9 protein-coding genes are annotated in these 11,387 nt (G+C 69.8%); 6 read left to right on the top strand and 3 right to left on the bottom strand.

The annotated features are described in order from the left end of the window. The first annotated feature begins 162 nt into the window (after nucleotides 1-162). Entirely contained in the window at nucleotides 163-669 is a 507-nt protein-coding gene (locus tag AB0J91_RS16275) for a sigma-70 family RNA polymerase sigma factor (RefSeq protein WP_363869135.1), read from the top strand. Between the two features lie 97 nt (nucleotides 670-766). Here AB0J91_RS16275 and AB0J91_RS16270 read toward each other — a convergent pair whose 3' ends face one another. After that, nucleotides 767-1,762, bottom strand: coding sequence for a LacI family DNA-binding transcriptional regulator (locus tag AB0J91_RS16270; protein WP_363792327.1), 996 nt, complete (start codon nucleotides 1,760-1,762; stop codon nucleotides 767-769). Nucleotides 1,763-1,929: 167 nt separating this feature from the next. Between AB0J91_RS16270 and AB0J91_RS16265 the strand changes: the two genes are divergently transcribed. The 5 genes from AB0J91_RS16265 to AB0J91_RS16245 all read left to right on the top strand — a co-directional run bounded on the left by AB0J91_RS16265 (nucleotide 1,930) and on the right by AB0J91_RS16245 (nucleotide 8,847). Further along, nucleotides 1,930-3,309: a sugar porter family MFS transporter gene (locus tag AB0J91_RS16265; RefSeq protein ID WP_363869132.1), complete on the top strand. Its 1,380-nt coding sequence runs from the start codon at nucleotides 1,930-1,932 to the stop codon at nucleotides 3,307-3,309. A 20-nt stretch (nucleotides 3,310-3,329) separates the two neighbouring features. Continuing rightward, nucleotides 3,330-3,935, top strand: coding sequence for a nucleoside/nucleotide kinase family protein (locus tag AB0J91_RS16260; RefSeq protein WP_363869164.1), 606 nt, complete (start codon nucleotides 3,330-3,332; stop codon nucleotides 3,933-3,935). 183 nt (nucleotides 3,936-4,118) lie between these two features. Next, nucleotides 4,119-4,808 carry a type 1 glutamine amidotransferase domain-containing protein gene (locus AB0J91_RS16255; protein WP_363869129.1) on the top strand — a complete coding sequence of 230 codons (690 nt, stop codon included), beginning with the start codon at nucleotides 4,119-4,121 and terminating at the stop codon, nucleotides 4,806-4,808. A gap of 461 nt (nucleotides 4,809-5,269) precedes the next feature. Further along, on the top strand, nucleotides 5,270-6,706 hold the full coding sequence (locus tag AB0J91_RS16250) for a helix-turn-helix domain-containing protein (protein WP_363869126.1): 1,437 nt from the start codon (nucleotides 5,270-5,272) through the stop codon (nucleotides 6,704-6,706). A gap of 299 nt (nucleotides 6,707-7,005) precedes the next feature. Beyond that, nucleotides 7,006-8,847: a hypothetical protein gene (locus AB0J91_RS16245; RefSeq protein ID WP_363869124.1), complete on the top strand. Its 1,842-nt coding sequence runs from the start codon at nucleotides 7,006-7,008 to the stop codon at nucleotides 8,845-8,847. 126 nt (nucleotides 8,848-8,973) lie between these two features. On the opposite strand, the gene AB0J91_RS16240 is transcribed toward AB0J91_RS16245, so the two are convergent. After that, nucleotides 8,974-9,978, bottom strand: coding sequence for a LacI family DNA-binding transcriptional regulator (locus tag AB0J91_RS16240; protein WP_363869121.1), 1,005 nt, complete (start codon nucleotides 9,976-9,978; stop codon nucleotides 8,974-8,976). A gap of 428 nt (nucleotides 9,979-10,406) precedes the next feature. Next, a complete protein-coding gene (locus tag AB0J91_RS16235) occupies nucleotides 10,407-11,372 on the bottom strand; it encodes an alpha/beta hydrolase (RefSeq protein WP_363869118.1) in 966 nt (321 codons plus the stop codon). Nucleotides 11,373-11,387: the final 15 nt, after the last annotated feature.

The following is an 11,387-nucleotide window of genomic DNA, read 5'->3' as shown; positions in this document are numbered from 1 at the left end:
TTCCGGGGTTTTGTGAACGATTCACCGACGGGGCAGACAACCGAATGAAGAAGCCACATGACGCTAGTCGGAGATCCGCGATCCGCGATCGCATTCGAACGGGCCCACGCCTCCTCGACGAAAAGAGGTGATGAGCACACGATTCGGAACACTGACACGACGTTGAAGTCGCTCTACGACGACTACTACGTGAGATTGCTGTCGTACGTGAACAGAATCCTCTCCGATCCGCACCACGCCGAGGACGTCGTGCAGGAGACGATGCTCCGAGCCTGGCAGCACGCGGACTCCCTGACGCCGGAGCGCGGCTCGGTCTGGGGCTGGCTGACCAGGGTGGCGCACAACATCGCCATCGACCGCATCCGCGCCCGCCGCGCGCGCCCCACCGAGGTCGACGAATCCGCAGGCAGCGGCTCCGCCGACTACGACGCCGACCACGCCGACGCGGTGGTCAACCGGGTCGTGGTGGCCACCATGGTCAACAAGCTGGTCCCCGCGCACCGCTCGGTGCTCTACGAGGTCTACTTCGCCGACCACACCGCGACCAGGGCCGCGAGCTCGCTGGGCATTCCGCCGGGAACGGTGAAATCCCGGCTGCACCACGCGCTGCGGAACCTCAAGACCACCATGGAACCCCGTTCCCGGGATCCTTTCCGCTTCAAATCCTGAGAGCGCTCCCACCACGGGCGGAAACGTCTCGCATCGCATTGCGATGTGACGATGAGATGGCGACCGTCCCACCGAATTTCCCGGCTCCCGGAACGGTTCAAGGGCAGCCGCACGAATTCCTGTGGATGAGACTCGACTCCAATCTATGTGTTTGCGGCGAGGAATCGGGATCGGCTATTCGGCGCAACAACAACCGGGCGGCCGTTGTGCCGATCTCCGCGCTCGGTTGAGCGATCACGGTCAACCGGGGCGAGAACCAATCCGCCCACGGGAAATCGTCGAATCCCACCAGCGCCACGTCCTCGGGAACTCGCAGGCCGGCCTCGCTGATCGCCCGCATGGCGCCGATGGTCATGCTGTTGTTGGCCGCGATGACCGCCGTCGGGGCGTCCGGCCGCGCCAGCAGCCCGGCGGTGACCCGCGTCGCGCGTTCGCTCTCCGAGGCGCCCTCCACCAGCAGCTGCTCGTCGAAGGCGATCCCGTTGCGCGCCAAGCCGTCCCGGTAGCCGCGCAGCCGCTCCTCGGTCGTGGTCAGCCCGCCCAGCCCGGAGACCATCGCGATCCGGGCGTGCCCCAGCTCGGCGAGGTGGTCGACCAGCATCGCGGTGGGTTCGGCGTTGTCCGGCCCGACCTGGTCGTAGCGGTCGTCGCTGAGCCGGTCGGTCAGCACCACCGGAACCCGTTGCGCGTCCAGGTATTCCAGCGCCCGCGCCGGTTCGGCCGAGGGTGCCAGGATGACCCCGTCCACCCGGCGCTCGTGCATGCTGCGCGCCACGGTGAGCTCGTGGTCGGGGTCGTCGCGCGGGTCGGCCAGCAGCAGCGTGTAGCCCTGCCGCACCGCCTCCGACTCGATGCCCTGCAGCACCTGGCCGAAGTAGGGGTTGGAGATCGCCGACATCACCACGGCGATGGACCGCGATCCGCCGGTGGCCAGCGAGCGCGCGAGGGTGTTCGGGCTGTACCCGGTCTCGGCGATGGCGGCCTGAACGACCTGCCGGGTCTCCTCGCGCACCGTGCGGGTGCCGTTGATGACGTGCGAGACCGTCGCGGTGGACACTCCCGCGACGCGTGCCACGTCGGCCATGGTCGCCATCGACAAGCACTCCTTCGGGCTCGATCGGGTGATGGGGAGCATACCCGGCAACCGCTTGCGCAAGCGCTTAACTTCGACCTACAGTGCCGAGCACTCAAAGCGGAGGCCGCGCCGAGGCGCGCACATCGACCCGCATCGCCGCGGGTCCGGGGAGGACGAGCACACCCATGACCACATCAAGGGCCCCGGAGACGTCCGCGCCCCCTCGAGCCCGGCGCGGGGCCGTGCTCGGCGCGTCGACCATCGCCGCGCTCGGCGGTCTGCTCTTCGGCTACGACACCGGCGTGATCTCGGCGGCGCTGCTCTACATCGCCCCGGAGTTCGCGCTGTCCGACGGCATGCAGCAGTTCGTGGTCGCGTCCCTGCTGCTCGGCGCGATCGTCGGCTCGATCGGCGCCGGACCCGTGGTCGACCGCATCGGGCGCAAGGTCACCCTGATCATCCTGTCGGCGGTGTTCTCCGCGGGCGCGCTGCTGTCGGCGCTGGCACCGGAGACCTCGATCCTGGTCCTGGCGCGGATCCTGCTGGGCCTGGCCATCGGCGGTTCGTCGCTGGTGGTGCCGACCTACATCGCCGAGATCGCCCCGCCGACGCTGCGCGGCCGGCTGGTGTCGATGAACCAGCTGATGATCACCATCGGCATCTTCGCCTCCTACCTCGTCGGCTACGCCTTCGCGGGCAGCGGCGGCTGGCGCTGGATGGTCGGACTGGCAGTGGTGCCGTCGCTGGTCATGCTGATCGGCCTGTTCACGCTGGCCGAGAGCCCGCGCTGGTTGCTCTCGCGCGGCCGGACCGAGGACGCCCGCAAGGCACTGCTGCGCACGCACTCAGCGGCCGACGCCGACGCCTCGCTGGCGGAGATGTCCGAGGCGATGCGCGAGGAGAGCAAGTTCAGCTACCGGGACCTGCTGAGCCCGAAGCTGCGCCCCGCCGTGCTGCTCGGCTTCGCGGTGGCAGCCACCAACCAGCTGGTCGGCGTCAACGCGGTCATCTACTACGCGCCCACGATCCTCAAGCAGGCCGGGCTCGGCGACTCCGCCGCGATCCTGTCCTCGGTGGGCATCGGTGCCGCCAACATGATCTTCACGATGATCGCGCTGCTGTTCATCGACAAGGTGGGCCGCCGCCCGCTGCTGCTGGGCGGCACGAGCGTGGTCATCCTGGTGCTGTTCGGGCTGGGTGCGCTGTACCTGCTGCCCAGCGTGCACGGGCTGGGACTGCTGCTCACCGGCGGCTTGATGCTCTACGAGGCGGCGTTCGCGGCGAGCCTGGGCCTGGCGATCTGGCTGATCAACAGCGAGGTGTTCCCGACCGCGGTGCGCGGCAAGGCCGCCGGTGTCGGCACGGTGACGCACTGGGGCCTGGACTTCCTGATCTCCATCTCGGTGCTGACGCTGATCAACGCGCTGACCCCGACCGGCCTGTTCTGGATCTACGGCCTGCTGGGCATCCTCGGCCTGGTCTACCTGTGGCGGAACCTGCCGGAGACCAAGAACCGCACGCTGGAGGACATCGAGAGCTCGCTGCGCAAGGGGAAGCGGGCGTGATCCCCCGGCACCACGACGGCCTGCCCGGCCTGCTCGACCGCGCCCGCGCACTGGCCTCGACCGGCTCGCGCCGCGTCCTGGGCATCGTCGGCGGTCCCGGTTCCGGGAAGGGCACGCTGGCCGAGAAGCTGGTCGGCGAACTGGGTTCGGCGGCCGTGGTGGTGCCGATGGACGGTTTCCACCTGGCCGAGGCGGAGTTGCGCCGCCTCGGCCGGCGGGACCGCAAGGGCGCCCCGGACACCTTCGACGCCGCCGGCTACGTCGCTCTGCTGCGCCGGATCCGCGAGGGCGCCGGAACGGTCTACGCGCCGCGGTTCCACCGCGAGGTCGAGGAGTCCTACGCCGGCTCCATCCCGGTCGACCCCGACGTCCCGCTGGTCATCACCGAGGGCAACTACCTGCTGCTCGACCAGGCCCCCTGGTCCGGAGTCCGGCCCCTGCTCGACGAGTCCTGGTTCCTGCACCAGTCCGACGACGAGCTCGTCGCCCGCCTGGTCGAGCGCCACGTGCACCACGGCAAGACCCGCGCCGAGGCCGAGGACTGGGTCCACCGCAGCGACATGCGCAACGCCCGCCTCATCACCCCCACCAGCACCCGGGCAGACCTCCTGGTCACGGACTTCTAAACCCCGGGCCGGGGGCGGTTTTGGTCCGAACCGTCCGGACAAAGCAGATAATGATCAGGGACGGTTCAGACCAAACCCGCTAAGGGTGATCGAGGGCATCGCTTCGTCGATTGGCACGGGTGGCGAACCCGCGCATACGGTCGGAGGCGGAACCGCACACCTCTAGTTTGAGAGCGAAACCCCATGGCGAAGATCCTGTTCGTGCTCACCGGCGCGGACCACTGGACGCTCAACGACGGCACGAAGCACCCCACGGGGTTCTGGGCCGAGGAGTTCGCGGCGCCGTACGAGGCGTTCACCGAGGCGGGCCACGAGGTCGTGATCGCCTCCCCGGGCGCCGTGCAGCCCCCGGTCGACCGAGCCAGCCTGAGCGCCGACGCCAACGGCGGGCAGGAAGCCGCGGACCGCGTCGCCGCCATCCTGGACGACGCCACCGAGCTGAAGAACCCGATCGACCTGGCCACCGTGAACCCGGCCGACTACGACGCGGTGTTCTACCCGGGCGGGCACGGCCCGATGGAGGACCTCGCCGTCAACGCCGACTCCGCTCGCGTCCTCACCGAGACCCTCGGCTCCGGCAAACCCCTCGCGATCGTCTGCCACGGCCCGGCCGCGCTGCTGGCCACCGCCCAGGGCGGCGAGTCCCCGTTCCGGGGTTACGCGCTCACCGCCTTCACCAACTCCGAGGAGATCCAGGCAGGTCTGGCCGACAAGGCCCCGTGGCTGCTGCAGGACCGCCTCGACGAGCTCGGCGTCACCTTCGACGAGGGCACGCCCTGGTCCCCCAACGTCGTGGTCGACCGCAACCTCCACACGGGCCAGAACCCGGCCTCCTCGGCGCCGCTCGCCCAGCGGGTCCTCAAAGCGCTCTGACCCCAGCCGCTCTCACCCGTCCTGAAACGAGGCCGGTCCCGACACGCGTGTCGTGTCGGGACCGGCCTCGTTCGGGGGGGCTATCGGGTCGGGGGGGTAGCGCTGAGGCGAGGAGGCTTCCCTCTCCCCCTCGCCTCAGCGTGGTGTTTGCTGCTCGCGAACACCGACCCCCAGGGTGACGTGGCGCTGCGTCAACCGGTCGCCAACGGTGGGGCGTCGAGCCGACTCCCGTGCGCGAGATCCGCGCGCCGTTCGCCCGGCACTGCGGCGACGCCTCCAGCGTATGGCCGTTGATCATCCGGACTCCAGTTCGTTCTCGCACAGTCAGCGCCGGAAATCGGGATCCGATTGCTGCACCAGGAGCCCCCTCCCCCGTAGGATCGCTCCCTCGACATCGCGAAAAGGGGTGTGTCTTGGTGTTGTCCGGCGATGATCGGGAGTGCCTGGGTCGGCTTCGCGACATGCAGCGCGAAGCCGCCGAGCCCGGTGGGTTGCGCCGGTTGCTCGCCCGCTTCGCCGACGAGGTCGGCGGATGCGCGGCGCTGTTCGACGCGGCGGGCAAGCCCATCGCGAGCGCACCCGGCCACGCCCTGCCCGAGGCGGTCGTCGACATCGCGCGTCGCGTGCACGGTCGGCACCGGTCCGTCGTCGAGCGCGACGGGCACGACCAGCTCGCGGCGTTCGCCATCAGCGGCGAACCCGGCGCGCCGACGCTGGCGTTGTCCGGATCGGCGATCGACCGCTTCACCTCCGAACCGAGGCGCACCGACTCCCTCCGCGTGCTGGCCCTGGCCTGGAAGGCCCAGCACGCGCACGAGCGGTCCAGGCGGATCGAGGCCGCCAACGACCAGGTCCGCGAGGCCGTGCTGCACCTGCTGATGGACGACGGGCTCGCCACCGCGCACCGCGCGGCCGAGGCGCTCGGCGATGCGCTGCCCGATCCGATGCGGGTGTGGGTCGTCGAAGTCGGCTCCATCGACAAGGGCGAGCGCGACGCGATCGCCGACGAGCTGATCCGCATCACCGGCGGACGGGCCTGGATGATCAAGTGCCCGGTCTACAGCGGACACCTCATCCCCGCGGTCGCCCCCATGAGCCACGAGGAGGAGCAGGCCTGCCTGCGGGAGCTGGTGGCGAAGGCCAGCGCCGACATCGGCCGGATCAGCGCGGGCATCAGCACCGTGCTCCCGCTGCGGGACTTCCCCACCGGCTACCAGCAGGCGTTCCACGCGCTGGCGCACGCGCGCGGCAACGCCGAGCGCTTCGCGACCTTCCGCAGCAGCCACGACCTCGCCGCCGAACTCTCCGGCCACGGGCGGGACTGGGCGCGGCGGGTGCTGGCACCGCTGGAGGAGTTCGAGCCCGCGCGCCCGCAGGACCCGTCGCTCGACGACCTGCGCAGCACCCTGACGTCGTGGCTGGCGTTCCACCAGCAGGCCACCCGGCACCTGAAGATCCACCGCAACACCCTCAGCGCCCGGCTGCAGAAGATCGGTTCGCTGCTGGGCTGCGACCTGCACCGGCTCCCGGATCAGGCGCACCTGGACCTCGCGCTGCGGCTGCGCGGCGGCCCCGAGGCACCGCACTCGCCGCGCGACATCGACGAGCTGCTGCGCGGCGAGGAGGTCCGCCGCTGGGCGGAGGTGCTGATCGCGCCTCTGCGGGACTCACCGCGACTGGTCGAGACCGTGCGGGCCTGGCTGCTCGCCGACACCAGGACGAGCCTCGCGGCCGAGGCGCTGGGCATCTCCGCCGCAGCGGTCCGCAAGCGGCTGGTCAACGCGGAGCAGCTGCTGGAGCGGTCGCTGCTGAACTCCCCCTCGCTGAGCTACGACCTGCACTTCGCGTTCCGCGCGCTCGACCCGACAACCGGGGATGCCGCGCGGATCGGGGATTGAAAAATTCGTGACCCGAGAATTGAACCCCAGTAGGCTCGAATACGTGCCTCCGCTTCTTTCCGCCCTGCGGACGGAAATCGAAAAAGGGGAAGCGCAACCGAATCCGTGAATGCGGTACCGCGATGGCCGCTCTGCCCACGGCGGACACCTCAGCTGGGAAAACGGGAATCCATTGCCGCGCTGGCGGTTTCACGACGACCACCTTCCGGAAATGCTCTTGATCGGTCTAGGGTCCCGATCTGAGAGCGCTCTCATGCAGTGCGTTCGTCGCATTGTCCTTTTCCGGAGGTGCTTGAAACATGACTCCCGTCTCACAACGGCGTGGGCGACGCCGGTTCCCGTTCTTCGCGGGAATGGCCGCTGTCGCCGCCGTCACCGCCGTCGCGCCCAGTGCGGCGGCGATGCCCGGCGCGAACCACGCTCAACCCGCGAAGCCCGCGGCTCCGGCACCCGGCCCTCAGGCATGCGCGGGCACCGACACGCCGGACTTCGGTCCGAACGTGCGGATCTTCGACCCGTCGATGTCGCCGGAGAGCATCCAGCAGCAGCTCGACGACGACTTCAACAACCTCAAGGACACGCTGGCCGACCAGATGTCCGAGGACAGGGTCGCGCACCTGTTCAAGCCGGGTGAGTACGCCGTCAACGACAACGTCGGCTACTACACCTCGGTGGCGGGCTTGGGCAAGAACCCGGGCGACGTCACCATCAACGGCAACATCACGGTCGACGCGTTCAACGAGTCCGACCAGGGCAACGCGACCCAGAACTTCTGGCGCTCGGCGGAGAACATGACCGTCAAGCCCAACGGCGCCAACCGCTGGGGCGTGTCGCAGGCCGCGCCGATGCGCCGCATGGACATCCAGGGCGACCTGGACCTGTACCCGGAGAGCTACGGCTGGGCCAGCGGCGGCTACCTCGCCGACACCAAGGTCTCGGGCACCACCGAGTCCTCCTCGCAGCAGCAGTGGTACACCCGCGACTCGCAGCTGGGCGCCTGGGACGGCGGCGTCTGGAACATGACGTTCTCCGGCGTGCAGGGCGCACCGCCCACCGCCTTCCCGACCCCGCCGCACACCACGCTGGAGTCGACCCCGGTGTCGGCCGACGTGCCGTACCTCTACGTCGACGACGCGGGCAAGTTCCAGGTGTTCCGCCCTGACGTGCGCACCGACGCCACCGGCCCGAGCTGGGCCAACGGTGAAACCCCCGGCAAGTCGGTGCCGATGAGCCAGTTCTACGTGGCCAAGCCGACCGACACCGCAGCGGACATCAACGCCGCCGTGGCCTCGGGCTGCAACCTGTTCTTCACCCCGGGCGTGTACCACCTCGACGACACGATCAAGATCACCAACCCGGACACCATCGTGCTGGGCATCGGTTACCCGACGCTCATGCCCGACACCGGCAAGACGGCGATGGAGGTCGCCGACGTCGACGGCGTGCGCATCAAGGGCGTGCTGTTCGACGCGGGCACCCAGAACTCGCCCAGCCTGCTGACCGTCGGCGAGGAGGGCGCTTCGGCGGACCACTCGCAGAACCCGACGATCATGCAGGACGTGTTCTTCCGGCTGGGCGGCACCGTCGCGGGCAAGGCGACCAACAGCCTGATCGTCAACAGCAAGAACGCGGTCATGGACCACGTCTGGGCCTGGCGCGCCGACCACGGCAACGAGGGCTCGTTCGGCTGGGACGTCAACCCGGGCGATACGGGTGTGCTGGTCAACGGTGACGACGTGACGGCCACCGGCCTGTTCGTCGAGCACTACAACAAGTACCAGGTCATCTGGAACGGCAACAACGGCAAGACGGTCTTCTTCCAGAACGAGATGCCCTACGACGTTCCGGACCAGGCCTCGTACATGAACGACAACGGCCTGGAGGGCTGGGCCGCCTACAAGGTGGGCGACCAGGTCACCAACCACGAGGCGTGGGGCTTGGGGAGCTACTGCTTCTTCAACACCAACCCCGAGGTGAAGAACCACCACGCCTTCGAGGTTCCGGCGGTGCCGGGCGTGAAGTTCCACAGCATGGCGACGGTCTCGCTCAACGAGAAGGGATCGATCACCCACGTCATCAACGACACGGGTGATGTGACCCCACCGGAGACCACGCCGTCGAACCTGGCGAACTTCCCGTGATCTGATCATCGGCGATCGAAGTCCGGGCGGGGCCACCGCGGCCTCGCCCGGACTTTTCGCGTCGGAGCCCGGGAGCGGGGCGGTTCTGGTCCGAACCGTCCGTGGTCAACCGTCCGCCGGCGACGCTCAGGAGGACTCGCGGACGACGAGCTGCGTGGTCAGGGTGATCGCCGGTTCGACGGGCTCGCCGGCGATCAGTCGCAGCAGCTGGGCCGCGAGGTGACGGCCGATGCCGTCGATGGGCTGACTCACGGTGGTCAGCGCCGGCTCGGTGCAGCGGGCCCTGGTGATGTCGTCGAAGCCGACCAGCGCCACGTCGTCCGGCACCCGGAAACCGTTCTGGCGCAACACGTGCAGTGCTCCCTCGGCCATCAGGTCGGAAGCTGCGAAGACGGCGTCGACCCCGGATTCCTCGTCCAGCAGCCGCTTCATCGCGGCCTCGCCGGAAGCGCGGGTGAAGTCCCCGGCCGCGACGGCGGGCTCCTGCGAGCCGCCGACGGCGTCCAGGTACCCGTCGAGGCGGTCCATCCCGGCGATCATGTCCGTCGGCCCGGTGATCGTCGCGATGCGCGTGCGCCCGGAGGCGATCAGGTGCTCCACGGCCGCCCGCGCACCGCCCCGGTTGTCCACGCCGACGCTGGGCACCTCCACCGGGCCGAGGACGCGTTCGTTGCTGACCACCGGGATCCCGGACTTCGCCAACGCCTCCGACAGCGGGTCGGTGCCGTGCAGCGAGGCGAGCATGACACCGTCGACCCGCCCGGCCACGGCCGAGCGCTCGATCCGGGCGCGGCTCGCGGGGGATCCGGCCAACATCAGCGCCAGCTGCTCGTCCTCGTCGTCCAGCTCCTGGCTGACGCCCTGGATGAGCCGCGGGAAGAACTGGTCGTCGGAGAACACGCGCGTGGAGGATTCGGGCAGCACCAGCGCGATCAGACCGGTCCGCTGGGTGACGAGGCTGCGCGCGGCCTGGTTGGGCACGTAGCCGACCTCGGCGATCGCGCGTTCCACCGCTCGCCTGCTGGACGGCGCGACGGGCTGGTCGTTGATCACCCGGGACACCGTCGCGCGGGAGACGCCGGCGCGGGCCGCAACGGTCTCCAGGGTCGGGCGACGATCGCCTCTGGCCATGACCCTCCCCCTCGGTGGAGCGAACTGAGGGGGAACGGTACCCAGATCGGCCGGGGGCGGTCAGCGGAACCCGGCAACCACCGGCCGCGCGCCGAAAAGCCGCAGAACGCCCGAGAAGTGCGAACTCCGGCGTCGTCGCTGGCGAGAAGCGGACAGCCCGGAATCGGAATGTTGACTTCCGCTCGGCATCGAGAAAGTCTGCGACTCGTTCCTACGTCTCCCGCGAAGGCCCGCAGGGCTGGTGGTCGCCGTCGGCTGGTGACGACTTCCACGTTGAAGACTCGGGGCGCGTCCGCAACCTCCCGCGCGGACACGCCCCGGACCTGCTTGGAGAGTTGTTGGGGTTTCTTTGCTTGGCGGTGCCCGCAGCGGTGCAGGGTGAGTCCCACACCTGGAGCAGCGGCTTGCGCCGCACTCTTGAGCCGCTTCTAGTCGGCGACGCGAGCCGGAGCCAGCGCCGCCGACAGCTCCGAGCAGAGCTCGCCCAGCGCCTGCGTCGCGCTGCGGCAGACGTTCGGGAAGGACAGGTACCCGTGCGGCATGCCGACGTAGGTGGTGGTGCGGACCGGGACCCCGGCGGCTCGCAGCGCCTCGCCGTAGCGCAGGCCGTCGTCGCGGATCGGGTCGTGCTCGGCGACCTGGATCAGCGCTGGCGGCAGCCCCTCGTGCGTCGCCGCCTTCAGCGGTGAGGCCAGCGGGTCCGCCGGGTCGTGAGCGTCGAGGTAGGCGTCCCGCATCTTCCGGGCCTCGCGGGTGGTGATCACCGGGGCCTCGGCGTTGTCCTCCAGCGACTGGCTGCCCAGCGTCAGATCGGTGGCCGGGTAGATCAGGCCCTGGAAGGCGATCTCCGGGCCGGAGCGGTCCCGCGCGAGCAGGCACATCACGGCGGCGAGGTTGCCGCCCGCGCTGTCGCCCATGACCGCGATCCGGTCCGGGTCGGCTCCGAGCTCGGCCGCGCGCCCGGCGACGTCGACGAGCGCGGCGTAGCAGTCCTCCACGGCCACCGGGAACCGGTGGGTGGGCGCGAGCCGGTAGTCCACCGACACCACGACCGCCCCGACCTCCTTGGCGACCCGGCCGCACAACCAGTCCGCGATGTCGAGGTTCCCGCTGACCCAGCCGCCGCCGTGGATGTTGACGATCAGCGGCAGCGGTCCGGTCTCCCGCATCGGCCGGTACACCCGGATCCCGATGCGGCCGTCGGCCCCGGCGGCGGTGAGGTCGCTGGTGACGATGCCGGGAGCGCGAGAGCCCAGCAGGAAGTCGATGACCCTGTTGCGCGGCAGTGCTTTCCGCTGCCGCGCGATCAGCTGCTCGTCGGTCATGCCGGTGACGCTGGGGGCCAGGCTCAACGCCTTGCCCAGCAGCCGGACTCGCAGATCCATCTCCGCCATGCGATTCCCTCCGCG

The sequence above is a fragment of the Saccharopolyspora sp. NPDC049357 genome, assembly GCF_040677225.1.
In the GTDB taxonomy this organism is placed as follows: Bacteria; Actinomycetota; Actinomycetes; order Mycobacteriales; family Pseudonocardiaceae; genus Saccharopolyspora.
The sequence above is the reverse complement of the archived record's forward strand: the minus strand, read 5'-3'. Positions and strand labels throughout refer to the sequence as shown.